Below are 23879 nucleotides of genomic sequence, written 5' to 3' on the forward strand. Positions count from 1 at the left end.
TGTAATATTACTGTCATTTAGTGGTGACAAAATGCAGCAGTTTTAAAAATTAGTCTTTTGTGATTATCCAAGGAAATAACATGAAATTTGTAAAATCGAGCTTATGCTTAGCACTATTAAGTGGTTTATCTTTTAATGCACTTGCCGATGTAGACATTTACGGTAAAGCGAATGTAACAGTGCAATCATCTGATGACGGCGAAGGGTCTTTTACTGAGATAAAAAGTAATGCATCTCGTCTTGGTGTTAAAGGTTCTGAAAAAATAAATGATAGTTTAGAAGCGGTATATAAGTTTGAGTTTCAAGTTGATGTGTCTGATGCTGATTCAAAAGGCGATAACGACGACAATATTTCTGCGCGTAACCAATACGTTGGTTTAAAAGGTGCGTTTGGCCAAGTGGTTATTGGTCGTAACGATACTGCGCTTAAACAATCTCAAGGTAAGTTAGACTTGTTTAACGACCTTGAAGGCGATATTAAAAATGTATTTAAAGGTGAAAACCGTTTAGGGAATACTGTTAGTTATTCATCAAACTCATACGAAGGTTTTAAAGTACTTGCTACTTTTGTAGCTGAAGATGATGTAGACGCTGATAACGGTTACTCAATGGCGGTTACTTACGGTGACGTGGCACTTAAAAAGAGCGCAGTATATGCCTCTATCGCAGCCGATAGTGAAGTAAATGGCTACGATGTAGTACGCGCATCAATCCAAGGTAAAGTTGAAAACTTTAAGTTAGGTGCAATGTACCAAACACAAGAAAAAGTTGACGGCAGCGCAGAAGCGGATGGTTATCTATTAAATGCGGCTTACAGCATGGGTAACAACACATTTAAAGTACAATACCAAGACATGGACTTTGACGACAGCGACGATAAGTCAGCAATATCAGTTGGTCTTGATCACAAATTAAATAAAAACATTAAAGTATTTGGCTTTTACTCAAGCTTCGATATGGACAACAACGTTGACCAAGACTACGTAGGCTTAGGTATGGAATACAAGTTTTAACTATTCGCTAAATTAGTTAAAACACTCCCTTTTAATCGCGCTCTTTTGAGTGCGGTTTTTTTTGCTTTAAATTATTTACTTAGCCGCCCATAATAGAGCTTCATTTGGAATGAGGTGCGAGTCCTCGACTGTTCCCGCAACTGTAATTAGCGCAAAGCTTTAAGTCAGATACAAATGGTATAATACCAATTTTATTAAAAACATGATCTTTCTAGCGAATTATATAACTTACTAACTTCGTTAAAAATTATTTATATAGAAAAAGTATATGTCATAATTTCCGCCTTGTTATTAAGCTATTTATTTGTCGCTATAATAAATCACTAATTTAATACAATTGGTATGAATTCTTTTAACGAGCGGGTTTACTCATTTTTTCTTGTAGTGCATTAGTATTTTTATCGCATTTTTAGTGAGTTTAATCCCGTCTAGGACTGACTATTGCACACTCAAACGCCATTAAATATACCATTACTAAACGTTAAAAACGTATCGTGGGGTATTGGCAATAAAACGATCCTCAAAAAAATAAACCTTAAAATAACCACAGGTAAATTTGTTGGTTTAATTGGACCTAATGGCGCAGGTAAATCGAGCTTATTGCGTTGTTTATATCGTTTTAATAAACCCAGTGATGGCGTTGTAGAGTTTAACAACACCGATATTTGGCAGCTAAAAAGCGATGAGTACGCAAAAAAAGTAGCGGTTGTTTTGCAAGAAACCCCGTCGCAATTTAACTTAAGCGTATTTGATGTTATTGCGCTTGGGCTAACGCCTCATAAATCGCTATTTAGCTCGGTAACTAACATTGATAAACAAAAAATTACCCAAGCTATCAACACTGTAGGGTTGGCAGATCATAGCGATCAAAGCTTTGAGTCACTTTCGGGTGGTGAAAAGCAACGTGCCTTGATAGCCCGCGCCATAGTCCAGCAACCTCAGTTGTTAATAATGGACGAACCAACTAGCCATTTAGATGTTAAATACCAAATACAGGTAATGGAGCTTGCTAAATCGTTGGGTGTAACGGTGTTTGCATCGTTTCACGATTTAAACTTAGCTTCTGCAATGTGCGATGAACTAGTGGTTATTAAAAATGGTGAAATTACGCATTCAGGCACGCCAAGTGAGGTATTAACCGAAAACATGCTAGGCGACGTTTTTGGTGTCTGCGCCCAAGTAAATAATCACCCGCAAATATCGAAGTCGGGAAATAGCATCCCTCATATCACTTACTTTTATGGTTACGAATAATATGAGCGCAGTTAATACTCGCCACTCACTTGCGCTATTCATCAGTGCTGCAGCTGCTTTATTTAGCTTATTTGCAGCACTTAGTTTTGGTGCAGCAGAGACCTCACTTCAAGATGTATTTAATAGTTTTTTACTCTCAAATGAGGCGTCTTTTAATACGCGTATTATTTTTGAACTAAGAATGCCACGCACATTACTCGCCTTTTTAGCAGGCTCTGGCTTAGCAATTGCGGGGCTTATTTTACAAACGGTAACGCGCAACCCCCTAGCCGACCCTTACTTATTTGGTATATCGTCGGGCGCCTCATTTGGGGTGGTGTTACTTATGGCATTAGCAGGCATTAGCGCAGGTTTTATGTTATCGGCAGCAGCGTTATTAGGTAGCTTACTCGCTATGAGTTTATTAATTCTTATTGCAGGTAGGCAGCAAAGTGCACAGGTAGAATCAATGTTATTAGCTGGCGTTGCTCTGTCGTTTTTATTTAGTGCATTTACCAGCTTGTTGCTTTATTGGAGCGACCCTCAGGCGGTAGCCGCTATTTTATTTTGGACACTGGGCAGCTTTGCACGTGCGCAGTGGGCAACGCTTTGGTTGCCTTTATTGGTAATTACATTGTGTACGTTTGTAATGCTGAGCTTTAGAAGGCAGCTCAATGCTATGTTACTGGGCGATGAAAGCGCAATTACATTAGGTGTTAGGGTCCAGCGTTTTAGAGTACTTATGCTGGTTTTGAGCTCATTAATTACCGCTGTGTTGGTGGCTATGTGTGGTGGTATTGGGTTTGTAGGATTAATGGTACCGCACATTGTGCGCTTTTTTATCTCCCAAGGCACCATCGCGGGATTGCTAGTAACCAGCTTAGTGGGCGGTACATTTATGGTGTGGGTTGATGTACTTTCGCGCTCATTGCTAAAAAACCAAGAATTGCCCGTAGGTGTTATAACCGCTGCTATTGGTAGCGTGTTCTTTTTGAGTTTATTGTTTTTTAGAAAGCGAAGGGTGTAATTCCATGAAAACCTTAATGGTGCAAGGCACTACTTCCGACGCAGGTAAAAGTACCCTAGTTGCAGCCCTTTGCAGAGTATTTGCTAAGCGAGGGGTAAAGGTTGCGCCTTTTAAACCACAAAATATGGCACTTAATAGCGCAGTAACAAAAGATGGCGGCGAAATTGGTCGTGCGCAAGCTTTGCAAGCAATAGCAGCTAAAATAGAGCCAGAAATAGACTTTAATCCTATTTTACTTAAACCTAATAGCGATACGGGCGCACAAGTGATTATTCACGGAAGAGCCATTAGCAATATGGAAGCGGGCAAATATCACGACTATAAAAAAGTGGCGATGGATGCAGTAATAACCTCACATAACCGTTTAGCTAAACGTTTTGATTTACTCCTTGTTGAAGGGGCTGGGAGCCCTGCTGAAATAAACCTGCGTGAAAACGATATTGCCAATATGGGCTACGCCGAAGAGGTAGATTGCCCAGTAATTATAATTGCTGATATTGATAAAGGCGGCGTATTTGCACACTTGGTAGGTACGCTTGCTTTGCTAAGCGAGTCAGAACAAGCGCGCGTAAAAGGCTTTGTTATAAACCGCTTTAGAGGCGATATAGGTTTGCTGCAAGGCGGGCTAGATTGGCTTGAAGAATACACAAACAAACCCGTGCTTGGCGTATTGCCTTATTTGCACGACCTTGCGCTTGATGCCGAGGACGCCGTCGCAATTGATAATAACGTAACCAACGCCACAATTAATATTGCAGTGCTACTTGTTCCCCACATTAGTAACCACACCGATTTTGATGCACTGCGTTTGCACCCAAACATTAATATAAATTATGTGCGCCATACGCAAACGATCCCAAACGTTGATCTGATAATTCTCCCTGGCAGTAAAAATGTGCTAGGCGATTTAAATTTTTTGAAAAATGAAGGCTGGGACACTCAAATTAAACGCCACTTACGCTATGGTGGTAAAGTACTTGGTATTTGTGGCGGCATGCAAATGCTAGGCAATACAATCAACGATCCCGAGGGTATTGAGTCATCATTAAAACAAGTAAATGGACTCGCCCTGTGCGATTTTGAAACCACGCTGAAAGCACAAAAAGTATTAACTAAAATAACCGCTACACTGCTTTTAAATAACCAACAAACACCCTGTAGTGGTTACGAAATACATGCAGGGATTAGCCAAGGTGCAGCGCTTAATAAGCCATTTTTAACCTTTGATGAAAGCCACCCACATGGCTTTACGTTTGATGGCTTTATTAGCGATGATAACGCCATTGCGGGCACTTATTTACATGGCTTGTTTGATGAAGCCGATGCTACATCGCAAATTTTAAAATGGGTAAAACCAAGCGCCTCAATTAACCCAATTAGTATTGCCACTCATCGCGAGCAGCAGTTAGAACGATTAGCAACCATGTGCGAAACGCATTTAAACATACAGCAAATTATCTCGATTTATGAAGGGCACAATAATGACTGAACAAAACAACGATAAGCATAAGCAGCGCCAACAAAAAGTAAAAGAACAAGTGGATGCACGTGTTGCCGCCGCACAAGATGTAAAAGGTATTTTTCAGGTAATCACCGGTAACGGTAAAGGTAAATCAACCTCGGGCTTTGGCGTTGTAGCACGTTGCGTAGGGCATGGTAAAAAAGCAGCTGTTTGCCAATATATTAAAGGTACGTGGGAGTGTGGCGAGCGTAATTTATTACAAGGTGCAGGCGTTGAGTTTGTTGTAATGAACACCGGTTTTACCTGGGATACGCAAAATAAAGAAGCCGATACTGCAGCCGCCCAAGCAACATGGCAAGAGTCAAAACGCATGCTTGCAGATAGCAGTATTGATTTAGTATTACTCGATGAGCTTACGTATATGGTGACCTACGGCTACGTTGATTTAGATGAAGTGGTAACAGCGCTTAATAACCGCCCACCAATGCAGTCAGTTATTATTACAGGGCGTGCAGCGCATCGTACCTTAACAGACCTTGCCGACACAGTAAGCGAAGTGCGTAATGTAAAACACGCATTCGACTCAGGCATAAAAGCGCTCGAAGGGTTTGATTACTAATGTTTAAAGCGTTTTTTATTGGGCTACTGCTTTTTAGTGTATCGGGCAGTGCACTTGCAGAGCAGGTTAATGATTCTAAAAAACTGCGAATAATCGCGCTTGCACCACATATAGTCGAAAACCTATTTGCCATAGGGGCGGGCGATAATATTGTGGGCACAGTTGATTACGCCGACTACCCAAGTGAAGCCCAAAGTATTGAGCGCATAGGGGGTTATTACGGCATCTCGCTTGAAAAAGTATTGGCGCTTAAACCCGACTTAGTTATTGCGTGGAAAAGCGGAAATCAAAGCGAAGATTTAGCCCAAATAGAGCGTCTGGGTATAAAAGTGTATTTGAGTAATCCCACCACAATCGCTGGTGTAGCCGACGAGTTACTTACTTTTGGTGAATTTACAGGGAACATTAAGCAAAGCCAGCAAGCGGCAAGCGCATTTAAACATAAGCTAAATGGTATTGTTAAAAGCCAGCAAGATAAAAAAAATATTACCGGGTTTTATCAGTTATGGGCTGAGCCCATGATGACAGTAAGTAAAAATACGTGGATAAGCCAACTGATTGAAACATGCCATGTAAGCAATGTATTTGCACAGAGCGTTACAGATTACCCGCAAATTAGTATCGAAAATGTCATTGTTACTAAGCCACAAGTTATTATTATCCCTGATGAAAAATCAAAAACACCACAGCCGGTTGTTAATTGGCAAAAATGGCCAGAAGTGCCCGCTGTTAAAAATGATCAATTTATTAGCGTAAATGCCGATTTATTACATCGTTTTACTCCGCGCATGCTAGATGGGCTCGCGGATATGTGTGATAAAATAGACGCATCACGTAAACAGATTAAGAGTACACAATGAGCAATTGGGCTACATTTTTAGAAAGTGAATTACAACAACCTTACATGCAGCAAACGTTAGAGTATGTGGCTAATCGCCGCAATGAAGGTGTTGCTGTTTATCCGCCTGAAGCTCAAGTATTTAGTGCTTTTGATGCCACCGCACTAAATGACATCCGCGTTGTAATTTTAGGACAAGACCCATACCACGGAGAAGGGCAAGCGCATGGCTTGTGTTTTTCGGTATTGCCTGATGTAAAAAAGTTGCCACCGTCGCTTAAAAATATGTACAAAGAGTTAGCTGTCGATATCAGCGGATTTATTATTCCTGAGCATGGTTACCTGCAAAGCTGGGCAGATCAGGGCGTGTTTTTACTCAATACAGTATTGACCGTTGAGCAAGGTCAAGCGCATTCTCACAAACATTTAGGATGGGAGCAATTTACCGATAATGTAATTGCGCATATTAATAAGCACTGCGAAGGTGTGGTATTTATTTTATGGGGTGCACATGCACAAAAAAAAGGTAAAGGCATAGATAGCACTCGCCATCATGTTTTAAAAGGGCCGCACCCATCGCCGCTTTCGGCGCATAGAGGCTTTTTTGGCTGTCAGCATTTCTCACAAACGAATGAGCTATTACAAGCCCAAAGTGAAAAACCGATTAACTGGCAGGTGTAAATAACCCGAGCTCTGAATAATAAATTTATCTCATGCAGCTATCTTTAGTGCATTAAAAAAGGCTTCCATATAGTGGAAGCCTTTTTGTTTAGTTGGGGCGTATTGAATTAAAAATCGAGCTCATCAATTGCAATACTGTCTGTAAAGTAGTCTAGTTCTTGTAGTTCTTTACGTAGGCGCTGTTTATCTTTTATTGCTTCTATTTCACGCCATTTTCTTTTTTTATTTTTCTGAGAGGTTTTCCTTGTTGTATCTGGTCCTTCTAATATCTCTAATATATCGTTTAGGCTATCCATGAACTTCTCCTATTGATTTTATTGACCTCAAGAATACCTATACCACAGGCCTAGTTAAAATAGAATAAAAAAGTGACAGTTATGTTACATAAGTGTGATTAATTGATGAAGGTTTATACGAAGATTATATGAAGGCTAAATAGAGAAGTAGCCTATTTTAGGCATAAAAAAACGCCGCTATTGCGACGTTTTTAAAACACGATTATAGCAAATTACATTGCTTTAAAACGCGCTTCTAGTTGTTCTTGTGCATCAGCAAAAGAGCGAATACCTTCAGCCAGTTTTTCAGTAGCCATAGCATCTTGGTTATGTAACCAACGGAACTGCGCTTCTGTAAGTGGCTCTGGTTTTGGCTCTTTAGGAATATCTGTTTCTAGCAAGTATTCCTGTGCGCCTTCAAGGTTACCTAAATCTTCTAAAAGATTAGGGCTAATAGTTAGCTTGTCGCAACCAGTAAGAGCAATAATTTCGCCTGTATTACGGAAACTTGCACCCATCACAACTGTTTTGTAGTCATGGCGTTTGTAAAATTCAAAAATGCTGCGTACAGACTGAACACCTGGATCTTGTAGCGGATCGGTTGGTTTTTCCATACCGTTAGCAACGTGCCAATCTAAAATACGCCCTACAAATGGCGAAATTAGAAATACGTTTGCATCGGCACATGCGCGAGCTTGGGCATCGCTAAATAATAAAGTAAGGTTACATTTAGTACCTTCTTTTTCTAGTTGCTCAGCGGCTTTAATACCTTCCCACGTAGACGCTACTTTGATTAAAATTTTGTCTTTGCTTACACCTTCTTTTTCGTAAAGGCTAAGTAGAGTATGTGCTTTATCAATAGTCGCTTGCGTATTAAACGAAAGGCGTGCATCTACTTCAGTTGAAATATAACCAGGTACAATTTCGCTAATTTCTTTACCAAGTAATACAGCAAAGTAATCACATGCTAGTTCAAGTTGTTTAGCAGGCTCTTGCTCGGTTTCTTTTGCATAGCTCCAAGCTTTATCTAGGTAAGGCTTATATGCTTCAATCTCGCTCGCTTTTAATAAAAGCGACGGGTTTGTAGTTGCATCTTCTGGTTGATGCTTTTTAATAGCTTCAATATCACCAGTGTCGGCTACGATAGATGAATGTTGTTTTAGCCTTTGTAGAGCTGAAGTCATTTGCTTTCCTCATTCCAAGCAAGTTAAAAGAAAAATCTAATCACTCTTAATATATACAATCCATACTGCAACAGTGTGACAATGCTTGATAGGTCTTATGTCCTTATCAATAGAAAAACGGCAATGCATGGGTTATTAAGAGAGGATTTATTTAAACAAAACGTGCTTTTCGTTTCATTTAATGTTGAAATTGACACTAAATAAATTACAAGTCAATAGCTAACTATGATCACTGTTATTTCACCTGCAAAAAATCTTGATTACGAAACGCCACCCGCAACAGACAAGTTCACTCAGCCTGAATTACTAGAGCACAGCGAAGAGCTCATGAAAGTATGCCGTGAACTAACACCAGCGCAAATTGGCAGTTTAATGAAAATTAGCGATAAGCTATCTGGGCTTAACGCAGCACGCTTTAGCGAGTGGGCGCAGCCGTTTACTCAAAGTAACGCTAAACAAGCAGTGCTTGCCTTTAATGGCGATGTATACGGCGGTTTAGATGCAAGCACGCTTAAAGCTAGCGAGCTTGATTACGCACAAAACCATTTACGTATACTTTCGGGTTTATACGGTTTATTAAAACCACTTGATTTAATGCAAGCTTACCGTCTTGAAATGGGCACCAAGCTTGAAAACTCGCGTGGCAAAAACTTATACGAGTTTTGGGGCAGCGTAATAGCGAACAAACTAAACGAAGTATTAAAAGCACAAGACGCACAATACCTCGTTAACCTTGCTTCAAACGAATACTTTAAAGCGGTAGATAAAAAAGCATTAAATGCACAAATTATTACCCCACACTTTAAAGACTGTAAAAACGGTCAATACAAGGTAATTAGCTTTTACGCTAAAAAAGCACGCGGCATGATGGCGCGCTACATTATCGAAAATAAAGTAACGCAATTAAGTCAGCTTAAAGAGTTTACTGTGGCGGGTTACTACTTTAGCCCAGAGGCAACAGTTAAAGAGCTTGAGCCGGTATTTATGCGCGACGAACAAAATTAGGTTTATAAGCTTAAATAAAAAATTTAAAAGCCATGCATTGCATGGCTTTTTTGATGTTGGCGTTATATTTGCTATCTCATCTAATATTAATGAGAACACTAATTAAATAGGTGCAAATAAAATGATCAGCATTCCGTCAATTGATGAAGCCGAAAAACTAATAGAAGAAAAGCTCGGAGGGTGGTTTGATGTTGTAATAAGTCATATCCCTAATTTTATAGTTGCGATACTGATCGCAATTGTGTTTTCAATATTGGCACGCTTTGCTGGCAAGCTGATGAAAAACGTATTACGCCGCTCTCTCGACTCAACGCAAATTGCCGATTTAATGGCGTCAATATTTAAAGTTATTGTGTTGTGCATAGGTTTATTTATTGCACTCGATTTTGTTGGCTTAAAAGGCACCGTTACTTCGCTACTTGCTGGTGCGGGTATTGTGGGTTTAGCCATTGGTTTTGCGTTTCAAGACATGACCGAAAACCTAATTGCAGGTATAGCAATGGGTGTACGTAAGCCATTTAAAACAGGTGATGTCATAGAAACCGATGATGTGTTTGGTTCGGTGCATTCTATAAACCTACGTAACACGCTAATAGAGAGCTTTTACGGGCAACTAATACTTGTACCAAACAAAGTCTTATTTAGAAATGTACTAAAAAATTACACCACGCTAGGTATAAGACGTATAGAAGTACCTGTAGGTATTTCGTACGGCGATGACATAGAAAAAGCAAAAGACGTTATAGTCGAAAAAATTAACGAATTTGACTTTGTAATACGCAAAGACGAAACCGCTGTATACGCTGAAGGTTTTGGCGACAGTAGCATTAACTTACTGGTGTGGTTTTGGATTAAATACCCAGGCGAGCCTGACTTTATGACGGTACGCCACAAAGGTGTTGTTGCCGTTAAGCAAGCATTAGACGAAGCTGATATTAGTATTCCTTTCCCAATTCGTACGCTCGACTTTGGCATTAAAGGGGGTGAAAAACTTGATGCCATGATAAGCGATAAAATAAGCCAGCAGTCATCCAATAAAGACAGTAGCGACGGTGCTGACTCTAGCCAAAGTGAGTAATTTAGTTAAAACTCATTAGGCAAAAGCATTGGGAAATAGTTACTTACCAACAGCGCATTTTTACAGAGTAAAATTGCGCTTTTTTTTATAAACGGATTATTAGCTAAAAGTCTAAATACCTAGTTTGTGTTTATTGAATATCAATTCTAATTAGTTGCGTTTGGCCATGGGAGTATTAACAAGTAAGATTAGTGTTTTACCCAACGATTTTTTTACTGCCTTGCCGCACACTCTGAAATAACGTTCTCATCTATTTCAATAACTAAATAAATCATCATTTTTAAGCCAGTTAGGTCGGCTAAAGAATGTGTGTAAGCTTTTTCAGTATCAATTGGGTTAACTTAAGGGTTAAAAGAGCGAAGACAAACACGCTAGCATCAATTCTAAATTTATCTTCATAAGTATAAGTGTGAGCTATCGTTTTAAAGGGAGGAATAATCGTATTGCTTAGGCTTTATTTTATCTTTTTCACAGCTGCAAAACTTGCCTTAAAAAGAATATAAAAAAGCGCAGCTTGTGTTGGAATAACAAGCCGCGCTTATGAATTAGTTATACAAATAGGTTTTGTGGTGCGTATTAAATAACGCTAATTTTGTTACGAATGATTTTAACCCCATCTATATTTTCTAAAAACTTTTGAGCTAGTGCGCGCTGAAAACCAGTTTGTGCTTCACCGTATAAATCTACTTCACCATTTTTGACCTGCACACGAATATCACTTAACGCTAGGTTAGGGTTAGTTCGTAGGGTGTTGGTGATAGTTTGTTGTAGGTTAGGTTGAGTGGCTACACTGCTTACTACGGCCATGTTGGTTGCTGCACTTACCTTTGTAGCGCAAGCTAATAAAAATAAACAACAAAATGATACTAAAGCGATAGTTAACTTGAAGCGGTTCATAACTTAATCCTTACATTACGGTGAATAGTGCAGCCACAAAATGGAAATTCCATCGGCTAGGTTATCTTTGTAGTTACAATTTCGGTGCCAATATTAACGCTATGAAATATAAGGTAATTTTATTAAGTGGGAATTAAGGTGGGCAAAAATTACATTTAAATGAGTATGAGTTACATGCTTGGGTTACATATGTAACAGGTACAAAGACCAGAGCCTGTAAGGCTTGCATTAAAAAAGCCGACAAAAGTCGGCTTAGAATAAAAATATGTTAGGTTACTTTTTCTTTTTAACCTTAGCCTTTTTCTTAGCTTTCATTTTTACTGGATCTTTACGCTTTTTAGCCGGCGGCTTAGCTTCTTTATGTTGTGGCTCAACACCTTTAATTACACGGCGTTTTAGTTTTTGTTCAACGTAGCGCTCTACTTTATACAAAATACCAATGTCGTGTGCTTCAACTAATGATATTGCAATCCCTTTTTTACCAGCACGGCCAGTACGACCAATACGGTGTACGTATACGTCGGCAGTGCGCGGCATATCAAAGTTAATAACGTGGCTAATGTCAGATACGTCAATACCACGTGCGGCTACATCGGTCGCAATTAATATACGTGTTTTGCCACTGTGGAAGTTTTCCATGGCTTTCATACGTTTGTCTTGTGGCATTTCGCCGCGTAACCAAGCTGCTTTAACGCCGTTATTGGTTAGCTCGCCAATCAGTGTTTCTAAACGCTCACGGGTTTTAACAAACACAATTGCTTTAGTCACATCTGGACCATTTAAGGTATTTACTAAAAGCTCTAGTTTATGATGATAGTCATCGGCTAAATGTACCCACTGGTGAATTTTAGCTTTTTCTTTACGTGACGATTCAGCTTCAAGCAGTGCAGGGTCGTTTAATGTTTTTTCAGCAAACCTTTCTACGCTGTCACCTTCGAGTGTTGCTGAGAATAAAAAACATTGGCGACGATTTTTAGCTTCGTCACAAATACGGCTCATTTCTTTTTTGAAACCCATATCTAACATGCGATCTGCTTCATCGATAATAAGCATTTCTACGTGTTCAGCATGAAAGTTTTCGGTTTCTAGGTATTCCATTAATCGACCTGGTGTGGCGATTAAAATATCGTTATTTTTTTCGAAAATTTCTTTATGCGTGCCGTAGTTAATACCGCCTGTTACTACACCAATTTTTAGGTGTGTGCGTTTAGCTAGCAGTTCACATTGTTCATGAATTTGATAAGCCAACTCACGAGTCGGGGTCATAACGAGGACGCGCGCAAAACCAGGATCACGACGTGGGAAATCCAGTAAGTACTGAATAGCCGGAATTAAAAATGCCGCTGTTTTACCTGTACCAGTAGGCGCAGATGCTAAAATATCGCGCCCCTGTAGTGCTTCAGGAATAGCTTGTTGTTGAATGCTGGTTGGCGTCTCGTAGCCCATTTTATTAATGGCATCGAGTAGCTTGTTATCAAGATCAAATTCAGAAAATTGCATAGAGTGTCTAAAATAAGGGACAATTACCCTGATTATACGCGCTATGCTGCGCTTGGTGAATGAAAAGGTGAAAAAATGTCTGGTTTTGTATTTAAACAATTTAAAGTTGAACACGACCACTGTGCAATGAAAGTTTCTACCGATGGCATTTTGCTTGGCGCATGGGCTAATTTAAGCGGTGCAAAGTCGTTACTTGATATAGGCACCGGCACCGGCTTACTAGCACTAATGTGTAAGCAGCGCAGTAATGAGCTTGATATAACTGCGGTAGAAATTGACGAAAGCGCCTATACCCAAGCATTACAAAATGTAGCTAATAGCCCGTGGCCAACTATAAGTATTACGCACCAAACTATTCAACGCTTTAGTAGTGAAGTTAAATTTGATGTTGTTATCTCTAATCCACCGTATTTTAATCACAGTTTAAAAGGCGATAATGCTGCGCGTAATACCGCACGCCATACCGACGGCCTAAGTTTTGAAGAGTTAATTAATGCGTTTAAACATTTAAGCCATAGTGGTTCCCGCTTTAGCTTAATACTCCCAAGCGTTGAAGGCGCATTATTTATTGAGCTTGCTACTCAAAATGGGCTTTATTTAAATACTCATTGCCAAGTAAAAGCCACGCCCAACAAAGATATTAGCCGCAGTTTAATGACATTTAGCTACGTAAAAAGCGATATAGAATCATCAATCCTGTGTATTAGAAACTTAGATAATACCTACACTGCTGATTATATAGCCCTATGCAAAGCATTTTATTTGAAAATGTGAAGCAATTGTAAAATAGGAACGAATAACGCAAACTGACTAAAACCATTGTTGAGAACAGATATGGATAGTCAGTTACCAAAATCTTTTATAATTATACTTGCCGTATTACAGGCTATTGCTCTTACCCTTTTGTATAGCAGTATAGAAAATAATGTGTGGCCAGCAACAAGCCCTACATGGTTAGTCTCACTTATTACATTTTCTATGAGCTTTCCTTTATTAATGCTAATGACCGTTAATAAAAATAATATAAAAACGTCGTTGCTTTTAATCCTTCCTTTTTCCTTGTTGTTATCTTTATTGGGGGCGTATGTTGGCTTTCAGCAAGAGCCTCAAGAGTACGTAAGTAATAACACTTTAATGTCAGTTTTTATTTTTACTAGTTTAATAGCTGGCTTTAAAGGCCTTATGTACATACAACAATTTGGTAGCTCAGAAAATGTTAGTTACAGTCGTTTATTTAAGCTCTCTTGGCGTAATTTTATAATATTTGGAGAATGCTGGCTGTTTGTACTTATTTTTTGGGGAATTCTAAATTTAGGTGCGGCTTTATTTGATATTTTAGATATAGAATTTTTCTCTGAGCTACTAAGAAATGAATGGTTTTGGATCCCAACCTTAACGCTCGCATTTGCCTTTGCGAGTGTCATATTTAGAAAGCTTTTGAACATTGAAGATAATATCGCTTTTTTACTACAAACTTTAATTAAGTTTTTATTGCCTGTTTTATCAGTTATTTCTCTCGGTTTTTTAGCAACACTTCCTTTTACCGGACTCAATAAATTATGGGAGACCGGAAGTGGCAGTTTATTAGTAATGTGGCTGCAGGTGCTCACGTTGTTTTTTGTTAACACTGTTTATAAAGATGACTCATCAGTTCGCCCTTATCACATGCTCTTGCACCGACTCGTTTTTATAAGCGTTGCGTTACTTCCAGTTTATAGTGTTATTTCTGCCTATGGAATTTACTTACGGGTAGAGCAGCATGGGCTAACAGTAGATCGTTGTTGGGGCATTTTGATTTGGTTTTTATTGGCGTGTTTTTCGTTTAGTTATCTTGTTGGAATTATAACAAAGCGAGACAATTGGCTAGAGCCGCTTAGCAAAATAAATATTGTGATGGGGTGGGTGGTGCTCGTTAGTATGCTTGCTGTTAACTCCCCTTTATTAAATTTTCAAAGCTTATCTACAAACAGCCAAATAGCGCGTTTAGATGCAGATAAAGTAACAATAGAAAAGTTTGACTATTACTATTTTGAGCACAGCTTAGGTCGCCAAGGTTATTTAGCTATGCAGTTATTAAAACAGAAAATTGAAACGAGTCACCCAGAGCAATACGCTATCATCGATAGGATGTATGTAAATAATGAGTTTGCTTTAACGCTTGAACACACAGTCGATGATTTTATTGAGCGCAGTGTATTTTGGCCATCACAAGCGCTAATACCTCAAGGTTTAATAGAGGCAGTATTTTCTGAACAACATTTTTACGATCGTAACTCTTTAAAAGAACATACTTACTATTTCATTGGCATGGATTTAAACAAAGATGATGAACTCGATTTTATAGTGATTGACGAAAGTAATGAAAATATATCCGCATATTTCTGGTTATTCGACATGGGTAAGTGGCGCTCAAAGTATATGAATGTCGAAAATCCTGAAGAGATTAGATACCTTAAAAGCATGATTGATAATAACGAATTATCTTTAGTTGAGCCTGAATATTCAAATCTAAAAATAGGGGATGTTGTTTTTAAAGTAAGGTAATACGTTGCTTTGTTTTTTATGCTACAGATCCTTAAACCTAAACTAATGATTATTAGTTTAGGTTTGTTGTTATTTTAGGTGGGGCGCTTTGGTAGTGTGTTTATAAATCACCTGTTATGATTAAGTCATTAGTCACTTGATTTAAAGACAACACAATGAAAAAGTTAAATAAAATAGCATTACTTAGCACGTTAGCAGCCACCATTTTTGCAAGCCAAAGTGCACTGGCAGCCATGACCCCAGTAGGCCTTTGGAAAACCATTGATGAGGATACAAACCAAGCTAAGTCGTATGTACGTATTACCCAAACCAATGGTGTATTAAGCGGCAAAGTTGAAACCATTCTTAACCCTGCAAAACAAAACGATATATGTACCGAGTGCGATGATGAATTAAAAGACCAACCTATTCTTGGCATGACTATTATTAAAGACGTAAAAGCACAAGATGATGGCACCTGGGGAGACGGAGAAATACTCGATCCAACAAATGGTAAAACCTACACCTTACAATTAACCCCGCAAGATGAAGGTAAAAAGCTCGAAGTGCGCGGTTACATTGGCTTTTTTTACCGAAACCAATATTGGCTAAGAGTAGAGTAAGTTTTACTACTTACTTAATTACTAAACGTTAAATAATTAAGCATTAACTGAAATCATTTTTGCACTTTGCCTTTCTTACTCACTAAGCCTGCCATATTTAATTGGCATAAAATTTTGAGTAAATAAAAGGGTAAAATATGATTAAGTACATAGTTGCTTTAATAATGCTTAGCACACTGTTAATAAGCGGTGCGGCAAACGCAAAGGATGATGCTGTAAACACGGGTTGGTTTAATAACACGGCTATTAAAGGGTACGACAGTGTTGCTTATTTTACCCAAAATAAAGCCGTTAAAGGCAGCGACAAATATACGTTTAGTTATTTAGGTGCCGACTGGCACTTTTCGAGTGAAGAAAACAAAACGGCATTTGCAGAAAACCCAAAGCGTTATGCTCCGCAATACGGTGGCTGGTGCGCTTATGCAATGGCTGATGAGGGTAATGCTGTAGGGATTGACCCAGAAGCATTTTATATTCACGAAGGTAAGCTTTACTTAAATTACAGCCAAAGCGTACAACAAAAATGGTTAAGTAATTTATTACCGTACATTGTGATGGCTGATGGATATTACCCACAAACGACCAATGTTATGACGTTTCAATAAATTACTCATATTATTAGGGTCTGTTGAACTTTGCGGATTAAAATTTGTTCAAACTAGGGGGCTATTTAATCGCGGCGCGAGATTTGTAACCTAGTGGGCTAAGTAAAAACCGAGCAACAAAGAGTAAGTAGCCCCTAGGAAGAACCCTTTGGGCAGCGCCTGTTTGGCATTAATGCTACGTTATCGCCCATTTATGGGGAATAACCACACTGCATAGGCTCTGCCTTGCCTAAATACCAAACAGACTGCTGCAAATTTAACCTTAAAAGATCAACAGACCCTAGTTAAAAAGCCCGCAACTAAACTAGTTGCGGGCTTTTTGCTTTTTATTTATTAGCTTATTAATTAAAGCGTTTCGCCGTATTCAGTCATTACCTGTTCAACCCATGTTGCAATGCGGTCGTCGCTTAGCTCGTATTGACTGTCTTCGTCGAGCGCAAGTCCTACAAACTGTTTACCATCAGGCGTTAATGCTTTTGAAGCTTCAAACTCGTAACTACTGTCGTTTGGCCAAAAACCAAGTTGAGTAAATGTTTGCGTATTTATTTCGTCGTGTAGCATGCCTAGCGCATCTTGAAACCACTGCCCGTAACCTTGCTGATCGCCCATGCCAAATAAAGCAATGGTTTTACCATTTAGGTTTACGTCGGCTATGTCGTCCCACTTTGACTCCCAGTCTTCTTGTATTTCACCAAAATCCCATGTTGAAATACCAAAGATGATAAAGTCGTACTGCTCTGCATTTTTTAGTGGCTCGTCTTTAATATTGTGCAGGGTAACTATATCGGCACCAATAATGTCGCGAATCTTTTCTGCTGCCATTTCGGTGTAGCACGTAGTAGAACCAAAAAATAAACCAATTTGCATCGTATTTATCACTGTGTAATTGCCTGATATGATAGGCTCAAGTTTACCGTAAGGTATTTTTAATTGATACCTTAGCAAAGCATGAGAGCATAATGTGACAACGCTATCTGACGATTCTTTTGAAAATAACAGTAGTATGAGCAGTAATAGCGACTACCTAGAAACCTTTTTAGATAGCCTGTACTTAGAACAAGGCGTAAGCGAAAATACATTAAGCGCTTATCGCAGTGATTTAGATAAGTTTTGCCTATTTTTAAAGGGCGAAAATTTAATGACGGTAACGGGGCTCGACATAGAAAGCTACTTAGCCCATCGAGTTGATTTAGGTCTAAAACCACGCAGTACAGCACGTAGCATTAGTGCGCTAAAGCGTTTTTATCAGTACTTTGTGCGCGAAAAAATAATTAGTGATTCGCCTATGCTAAACATAGCTCAACCAAAAGCAGGGCAGTCGTTACCTAAAACACTCTCAGAAGCTGAAGTTGAGGCATTATTAAATGCGCCCAACACAGAAGAAGCGATGGGACTGCGCGACAAAGCCATGCTAGAGCTACTTTATGCAACGGGTTTGCGTGTAAGCGAGCTTGTTGGGCTGCGTATGGAGCAAATTAATTTGCGCCAAGCGGTGGTGTTTGTAAAAGGCAAGGGTAACAAAGAGCGCTTAGTTCCACTGGGTGAAGAAGCCATGTATTGGCTGGAGCAGTTTTTAAATGGTGGGCGTGCACAAATGATAAAACACGCCACCGATTTTGTGTTCCCATCTAAGCGCGGAGTAGGCATGACGCGACAAACCTTTTGGCATAGAATTAAACACTATGCTATTTTGGCATCAGTTGAGTCTCCATTATCGCCCCATACCATGCGCCATGCTTTTGCTACGCACCTATTAAATCATGGGGCAGATTTACGTGTGGTACAAATGATGTTGGGCCATAGCGATTTATCAACGACGCAAATTTATACCCATGTTGCCAATGAACGGTTAAAGTCGGTACACGCAGAGCATCATCCGCGAGCGTAAGTTTGAAAGTAAATATTATTAAGCCGGTCAATATATTAAGTATTTTTAGGATAGAGAGAAGTTATGAAAAAATTAATGTTAGCGGGTGCCATGTTGTGCACAAGTATTAGTGCATTTGCAAATGGCGTTGCTGTAACACCAGATGCTAATGATCCTATTATTACTAAATTTGCCGAGCTTGGTGTAACTGTAAAGCAAATTAACCCAAGCCCAGTAGTGGGTTTAAAAGAGTTGATTACTAATAAGGGCGTGCTTTACGCAAGTCCAGATGGTCAATTTTTAATGCAAGGTACGTTAATTGATTTAAATAATCGTAACAACTTAACAGAGCAAGCATTAAACGGCGTGCGTGTTGAGGGCATTAAAGAATACGAAGATTCGATGATTGTGTACAAAGCACCAAACGAAAAACACAGTATTACCGTATTTACTGACATTAGCTGTGGTTACTGTCGTAAATTACATCGCGAGTTAGACGATTTACTTGATGCGGGTATTACCGTTAAGTACCTTGCGTTTCCACGTGGAGGCTTACAAGGTTCAGGTTACGCCGATTTAATGAACGTATGGTGTGCACGCGATCAGCAAGAAGCACTAACAGAAGCTAAGTCAGGCACAAGCACTAAAGTAGTTGCAGGTTGTAGCGCACCGGTTGCAGAGCATTACCAGCTTGGTCAAAGCTTTGGTATTAGCGGCACACCTGCCATTATTTTAGAAGATGGTACTATGATCCCAGGTTACCAGCCAGCAGCAGCACTAAAAGCAGCATTAGATGCTAACAAAGCGTCGTAATACGTTTTATAGCTAATAAAAAGGCCTTAATGGCCTTTTTTTGTCTTTTTAATACGACCCAATAAGTTAAAACTCTGCATGAAAAAACTAATCATTGCGCGTGAAAACGTTGACGACTCGCATCTACCGAGTAATTTACACCCTGTAATTAAACAAATTTATGCTAACCGCAATGTATTTAATGCCGACGAGCTAAATAACAGCGTAGCTACGCTTCACGACTTTAAATTGTTTAAAGATATCGACAAAGCCAGCGATTTACTAATTGAGGCATTAAAGGCGCAAAGCCAAATATTAATAGTCGGCGATTTTGATGCTGATGGCGCAACGAGTACGGCCACTTTAATGCAAGGCCTTGAGATGTTTGGTTTTAAGCATTTAGATTACTTAATTCCGGACCGGTTTAGCTTAGGTTATGGCTTAAGCCCCGCGCTTGCAGAGCAGATAGTACAAATAAAGCCTGATTTAGTGATCACCGTAGATAATGGCATATCGTGTATTGCTGGTATTGATATTTTAAAAGCGGTTGGTATTAAAGTGCTCGTAACAGATCATCACTTACAAGGTGAGCAGCTGCCAAATGCCGATGCAATAGTAAATCCAAATAGACATGAATGTGATTTTCCGTCTAAATCTATAGCAGGCGTTGGCGTTGCTTTTTACTTATTAATAGCGCTGAGAAGCGTAATGCGAGACCTTGGTTATTTTGAGCAGCAACCGCCGCCTAATTTAGCTAACTTGCTCGACATTGTAGCGCTTGGTACGGTTGCTGACGTGGTCGCACTTGACGCAAATAATCGCACATTAGTACATCAAGGTTTAGCACGTATTCGCAGTGGTAAAACACGCCCAGGCATTACCGCGCTTATTGAAGTGGCTAACCGCAATGCTGCGCGCTTAAGCGCAAGCGACTTTGGCTTTTCACTTGCGCCGCGTTTAAATGCTGCAGGGCGATTAGACGACATGAGTTTGGGTATAGCATGCTTACTTAGCACCGATATAAACCAAGCACGTAGTATTGCCAGCGAGCTCGATAGCTTAAACTTTGCAAGGCGCGAAATAGAACAAGGCATGCAAGCCGAGGCGCAAGCCGTGCTTGATAGACTCGCATTTAGCGACGATAACGTCCCTGATGCAATCTGCTTGTTTCAAGACGATTGGCACCAAGGTGTTATTGGTATTTTGGCTGGTCGCTTAAAAGAAAAGTACCACCGACCAACCGTTATATTTGCTGGTGGCGAAAATGGTGAAATAAAAGGTTCGTGCCGCTCTATAGAAGGGTTGCACATGCGCGACTTACTCGAAGGGCTTAATACTGCTGAGCCACACTTAATTAATAAATTTGGTGGCCACGCAATGGCCGCTGGTTTAAGTATTAATGAGCAACACTTTAACGACTTTAAAAAGGCATTTGATGCTGCCGTGAGTGCGCAACTGAGTGAAGAAAGTAAGCGCTGTATTGTATTTACCGACGGTGAGCTGCCAAACGACTGCTTTACGATGGAGTTTGCTCAGCTATTAAAGCAATCGGGCCCGTGGGGGCAGCAATTTCCTGAGCCGGTGTTTGAGCACACATTTGAAGTAATACAGCAGCGCATAGTCGGCGAAAAGCACTTAAAACTTGTATTAAAGCATCAATCAGGGCGATTAGTTGATGCCATTGCCTTTGGTATTGATGTAAAAGAATGGCCCGACACAGAAGCGAAGTTTGTAAAAGTAGCCTATCAACTCGATATAAATGAGTTTAGAGGTAAATTTACGCTGCAATTAATAGTTAGAGAGCTTGAAAAAGTGCACTAAAAAATATGCACAAATCATGCATAAAAGGCTAATAAAGCGCGCGGTTTTTTGTTAAAATCGGGCGTTTTTATCATTTGACGATAATTTGTTGCGAAAATCCCATGTAAAGGGGCGCAATTACCTAGCCATTTTGGAGTGATGTACATGTTTGAAGTGAATCCTGTGATTAACCAAATCAAGGAAATTCGCGAACGTACTGAATTGCTTCGGGGGTACCTTTGACTACGCTCTTAAACAAGAACGCCTAGAAGAAGTTAACGCCGAACTTGAAGATTCAGCCGTATGGAATGAGCCTGAACGCGCACAAGCGCTTGGCCGTGAAAAATCAGCATTAGAGGCTGTTGTTGAAACAATCGACAACCTTGTAGCCGGTACGGACGACGTTGAAGGTCTACTTGAACTTGCTGTAGAAGCTGAAGATCAAGATACCTTTGATGAAGCACAAAGCGAACTTAGCGATCTAAACGAGCAGTTAGAAGGTTTAGAGTTTCGTCGTATGTTTTCAGGTCCTCATGACTCAAACGATGCGTACCTTGATTTACAATCGGGTTCTGGCGGCACTGAAGCACAAGACTGGTGTAACATTCTACTTCGTATGTATTTACGTTGGGGCGAGGCTAAAGGCTTTAAAGTTGAGCTAGTTGAAGCAACCGACGGTGATGTTGCCGGTATTAAAGGCGCAACAGTTCGCTTTGTTGGCGAATACGCTTACGGTTGGTTACGTACAGAAACAGGCGTTCACCGTTTAGTGCGTAAAAGCCCGTTTGACTCAAGTGGTCGTCGTCATACCTCATTTGCTTCTGCGTTTGTATACCCAGAGATTGACGATAATATTGAAATTGATATTAATCCGTCAGATCTACGTATAGACGTTTACCGTGCATCAGGCGCGGGTGGTCAGCACGTTAATACCACCGAATCGGCGGTTCGTATTACTCACGTACCAACAAATACCGTAGTGCAGTGTCAAAACGAGCGTTCACAGCATAAAAATAAAGCCCAAGCGATGAAGCAGTTAAAAGCTAAATTATTTGAGCTTGAGCTACAGCAGCAAAATGCTGAAAAACAAACGCAAGAAGACGCTAAATCTGATATAGGTTGGGGTAGCCAAATACGTTCATACGTACTTGATGACGCACGTATTAAAGATTTACGCACAGGCGTTGAAAACCGCAATACCCAATCGGTACTTGACGGTAACTTAGATAAATTTATTGAAGCCAGCCTTAAATCTGGCCTATAACCACCAAGCTAATAAAGAGCTAAAAAATGACTGATAAAATCCAAGACGAAAACAAGTTAATCGCTGAGCGTCGTGGCAAGTTAGACGCGATACGCGAAAATTGCCCAGCCAACGGTCATCCAAACCAATTCCGTCGTGAGCATTACACGGCTGATTTGCAAGCCCAGTTTGGTGATAAGAGCAAAGAAGAATTAGTTGAACTACAAGAAGTTGTGTCTATTGCTGGACGTATTTTAGCAAAGCGTGGACCGTTTTTTGTAATTCAAGACATGAAAGGTCGCGTACAAGCGTATGCATCTAAAGATGTTCAAAAAGACCTTAAAGAAAAATATGGTCAGCTAGACACTGGCGATATTATAGGTGTTAAAGGCGCGTTAAATAAATCGGGTAAAGGCGATTTATACGTAGAAATGACTGAGTATCAATTACTAACTAAGTCACTTCGCCCGTTACCTGAAAAATTCCATGGCTTATCAGATCAAGAAACAAAGTACCGCCAACGTTATGTTGACTTAATTACTAACGAAGCAACGCGCGAAACATTCCGCATTCGCTCACAAGTAGTTGAAGGTATTCGTCGCTTTTTAGCAGACCGTGACTTTATGGAAGTAGAAACACCTATGCTACAGGTTATACCTGGTGGTGCATCTGCGCGTCCGTTTGTGACTCACCATAACGCGCTTGATATCGACATGTACCTACGTATAGCGCCAGAGCTTTACTTAAAGCGCTTAGTGGTAGGTGGTTTTGATCGTGTATTTGAAATTAACCGTAACTTCCGTAACGAAGGGTTATCTACACGCCACAACCCAGAATTTACAATGATTGAATTTTACCAAGCATACGCTGATTACATCGACCTGATGAACATTACCGAAGACATGCTACGTACTGTTGCAGAAAACGTACTAGGTAGTGCAATTGTAGTTAATACAACTAAGGACGAAAACGGCGAAGTTATCGATTCAGTTGAATACGACTTTGGCCAACCGTTTACACGTTTAAGTATGGCGGATGCTATCTTAAAATATAACCCTGAGTTTGATGCTGCGGTATTTAACGACCCAGAAAACCATTTTGAAGAGTTAAAAGCGTACGCTAAACAAGTACACGTTAAAATTCCTGAAAACTGTGTTTGGGGTCCAGGTAAGTTTCTTTGTGAAATATTTGAAGAAACAGCAGAGCACATGCTTATTCAACCTACGTTTATTACTGGTTACCCGTGGGAAGTATCACCACTTGCACGCCGTAACGACGAAAACCCATTTGTTACCGACCGTTTTGAGTTTTTTGTTGGCGGTCGTGAACTTGCAAATGGTTTCTCTGAGCTTAACGATGCACAGGACCAAGCTGAGCGCTTTACTCGTCAAGTTGAAGAGAAAGACGCAGGCGATGATGAAGCAATGCACTACGACGAAGACTACATACGCGCACTAGAGTATGGTTTACCGCCAACGGCTGGTGAAGGTATTGGTATTGACCGTTTAGTTATGTTGTTTACTGATTCATCAACAATTAAAGACGTTATTTTGTTCCCGCATATGCGTCCACAAGCTGACTAATCTTTAGTAGAACAAAGTAAGTTAATAAACG

The 23879-nt window shown here is 39.9% G+C and carries 23 protein-coding genes and 1 riboswitch; of the genes, 18 read left to right on the top strand and 5 right to left on the bottom strand.

Annotated features, from left to right (window positions below; all coding sequences use genetic code 11):
• The first annotated feature begins 80 nt into the window (after positions 1-80).
• The 7 genes from ABX891_RS04515 to ung all read left to right on the top strand — a co-directional run bounded on the left by ABX891_RS04515 (position 81) and on the right by ung (position 6873).
• The gene (locus ABX891_RS04515; RefSeq protein ID WP_002961381.1) at positions 81-1013 is read left to right on the top strand and encodes a porin; all 933 of its coding nucleotides are present in this window, start codon (positions 81-83) and stop codon (positions 1011-1013) included.
• A gap of 42 nt (positions 1014-1055) precedes the next feature.
• Positions 1056-1207, top strand: a riboswitch (cobalamin riboswitch).
• A 247-nt stretch (positions 1208-1454) separates the two neighbouring features.
• On the top strand, positions 1455-2267 hold the full coding sequence (locus ABX891_RS04520) for an ABC transporter ATP-binding protein (RefSeq protein ID WP_354628979.1): 813 nt from the start codon (positions 1455-1457) through the stop codon (positions 2265-2267).
• 1 nt (position 2268) lies between these two features.
• Positions 2269-3273, top strand: coding sequence for a FecCD family ABC transporter permease (locus tag ABX891_RS04525; protein ID WP_200219505.1), 1005 nt, complete (start codon positions 2269-2271; stop codon positions 3271-3273).
• A 4-nt stretch (positions 3274-3277) separates the two neighbouring features.
• The gene (locus tag ABX891_RS04530; protein ID WP_354628980.1) at positions 3278-4762 is read left to right on the top strand and encodes a cobyric acid synthase; all 1485 of its coding nucleotides are present in this window, start codon (positions 3278-3280) and stop codon (positions 4760-4762) included.
• On the top strand, positions 4755-5354 hold the full coding sequence (gene cobO / locus ABX891_RS04535; RefSeq protein WP_007376484.1) for a cob(I)yrinic acid a,c-diamide adenosyltransferase: 600 nt from the start codon (positions 4755-4757) through the stop codon (positions 5352-5354). The genes ABX891_RS04530 and cobO overlap by 8 nt, the downstream gene beginning before the upstream one ends.
• A complete protein-coding gene (locus ABX891_RS04540) occupies positions 5354-6214 on the top strand; it encodes a cobalamin-binding protein (RefSeq protein ID WP_354628981.1) in 861 nt (286 codons plus the stop codon). The genes cobO and ABX891_RS04540 overlap by 1 nt, the downstream gene beginning before the upstream one ends.
• Positions 6211-6873, top strand: coding sequence for a uracil-DNA glycosylase (ung, locus tag ABX891_RS04545; protein WP_354628982.1), 663 nt, complete (start codon positions 6211-6213; stop codon positions 6871-6873). The genes ABX891_RS04540 and ung overlap by 4 nt, the downstream gene beginning before the upstream one ends.
• A gap of 107 nt (positions 6874-6980) precedes the next feature.
• Here ung and ABX891_RS04550 read toward each other — a convergent pair whose 3' ends face one another.
• Positions 6981-7169 carry a DUF3545 family protein gene (locus tag ABX891_RS04550; protein WP_002961395.1) on the bottom strand — a complete coding sequence of 63 codons (189 nt, stop codon included), beginning with the start codon at positions 7167-7169 and terminating at the stop codon, positions 6981-6983.
• Between the two features lie 212 nt (positions 7170-7381).
• Positions 7382-8332 carry a transaldolase gene (gene tal / locus ABX891_RS04555; RefSeq protein ID WP_002961397.1) on the bottom strand — a complete coding sequence of 317 codons (951 nt, stop codon included), beginning with the start codon at positions 8330-8332 and terminating at the stop codon, positions 7382-7384.
• A 225-nt stretch (positions 8333-8557) separates the two neighbouring features.
• Between tal and yaaA the strand changes: the two genes are divergently transcribed.
• Together yaaA and ABX891_RS04565 are read left to right on the top strand one after the other, a co-directional pair.
• On the top strand, positions 8558-9337 hold the full coding sequence (yaaA, locus tag ABX891_RS04560; RefSeq protein WP_039488339.1) for a peroxide stress protein YaaA: 780 nt from the start codon (positions 8558-8560) through the stop codon (positions 9335-9337).
• A gap of 121 nt (positions 9338-9458) precedes the next feature.
• The gene (locus ABX891_RS04565; RefSeq protein ID WP_354628983.1) at positions 9459-10415 is read left to right on the top strand and encodes a mechanosensitive ion channel family protein; all 957 of its coding nucleotides are present in this window, start codon (positions 9459-9461) and stop codon (positions 10413-10415) included.
• Between the two features lie 576 nt (positions 10416-10991).
• On the opposite strand, the gene ABX891_RS04570 is transcribed toward ABX891_RS04565, so the two are convergent.
• Both ABX891_RS04570 and srmB read right to left on the bottom strand, forming a co-directional pair.
• The gene (locus ABX891_RS04570; RefSeq protein ID WP_002961403.1) at positions 10992-11312 is read right to left on the bottom strand and encodes a BON domain-containing protein; all 321 of its coding nucleotides are present in this window, start codon (positions 11310-11312) and stop codon (positions 10992-10994) included.
• 273 nt (positions 11313-11585) lie between these two features.
• Positions 11586-12812 (bottom strand): ATP-dependent RNA helicase SrmB, encoded by a 1227-nt coding sequence (srmB, locus tag ABX891_RS04575; protein WP_002961405.1) that lies wholly within the window; start codon positions 12810-12812, stop codon positions 11586-11588.
• Between the two features lie 75 nt (positions 12813-12887).
• Here srmB and ABX891_RS04580 point away from each other — a divergent pair, with 75 nt between their 5' ends.
• The 4 genes from ABX891_RS04580 to ABX891_RS04595 all read left to right on the top strand — a co-directional run bounded on the left by ABX891_RS04580 (position 12888) and on the right by ABX891_RS04595 (position 16563).
• Entirely contained in the window at positions 12888-13586 is a 699-nt protein-coding gene (locus tag ABX891_RS04580) for a tRNA1(Val) (adenine(37)-N6)-methyltransferase (RefSeq protein WP_354628984.1), read from the top strand.
• 60 nt (positions 13587-13646) lie between these two features.
• The gene (locus ABX891_RS04585) at positions 13647-15356 is read left to right on the top strand and encodes a DUF4153 domain-containing protein (protein ID WP_354628985.1); all 1710 of its coding nucleotides are present in this window, start codon (positions 13647-13649) and stop codon (positions 15354-15356) included.
• A gap of 155 nt (positions 15357-15511) precedes the next feature.
• Positions 15512-15958, top strand: a complete 447-nt coding sequence (locus ABX891_RS04590; RefSeq protein WP_354628986.1) for a DUF2147 domain-containing protein — start codon at positions 15512-15514, stop codon at positions 15956-15958.
• Positions 15959-16095: 137 nt separating this feature from the next.
• Positions 16096-16563, top strand: a complete 468-nt coding sequence (locus tag ABX891_RS04595; protein WP_182671498.1) for a YHS domain-containing (seleno)protein — start codon at positions 16096-16098, stop codon at positions 16561-16563.
• 345 nt (positions 16564-16908) lie between these two features.
• Here the strand turns inward: ABX891_RS04595 and fldB are convergent, their stop codons facing one another.
• Entirely contained in the window at positions 16909-17430 is a 522-nt protein-coding gene (gene fldB / locus ABX891_RS04600) for a flavodoxin FldB (protein ID WP_007583764.1), read from the bottom strand.
• Positions 17431-17524: 94 nt separating this feature from the next.
• Here fldB and xerD point away from each other — a divergent pair, with 94 nt between their 5' ends.
• From xerD to lysS, 5 genes are all read left to right on the top strand, one after another.
• Positions 17525-18451, top strand: a complete 927-nt coding sequence (gene xerD / locus ABX891_RS04605) for a site-specific tyrosine recombinase XerD (protein ID WP_354628987.1) — start codon at positions 17525-17527, stop codon at positions 18449-18451.
• 63 nt (positions 18452-18514) lie between these two features.
• Entirely contained in the window at positions 18515-19243 is a 729-nt protein-coding gene (gene dsbC / locus ABX891_RS04610; RefSeq protein WP_354628988.1) for a bifunctional protein-disulfide isomerase/oxidoreductase DsbC, read from the top strand.
• A gap of 78 nt (positions 19244-19321) precedes the next feature.
• Positions 19322-21043, top strand: coding sequence for a single-stranded-DNA-specific exonuclease RecJ (gene recJ, locus ABX891_RS04615; protein WP_354628989.1), 1722 nt, complete (start codon positions 19322-19324; stop codon positions 21041-21043).
• Positions 21044-21187: 144 nt separating this feature from the next.
• Positions 21188-22286, top strand: a protein-coding gene (gene prfB / locus ABX891_RS04620; protein WP_100218355.1) for a peptide chain release factor 2 whose coding sequence is annotated in 2 segments (ribosomal slippage) — positions 21188-21262 and positions 21264-22286 — 1098 coding nt in all. Because the reading frame shifts where the segments join, the coding sequence is not laid out codon by codon here.
• A 26-nt stretch (positions 22287-22312) separates the two neighbouring features.
• The gene (gene lysS, locus ABX891_RS04625; protein WP_002961420.1) at positions 22313-23848 is read left to right on the top strand and encodes a lysine--tRNA ligase; all 1536 of its coding nucleotides are present in this window, start codon (positions 22313-22315) and stop codon (positions 23846-23848) included.
• The last annotated feature ends 31 nt before the right edge of the window (positions 23849-23879 follow it).

Source organism: Pseudoalteromonas sp. NCIMB 1079 (genome assembly GCF_040567695.1).
Classification (GTDB): domain Bacteria; phylum Pseudomonadota; class Gammaproteobacteria; order Enterobacterales; family Alteromonadaceae; genus Pseudoalteromonas; species Pseudoalteromonas distincta.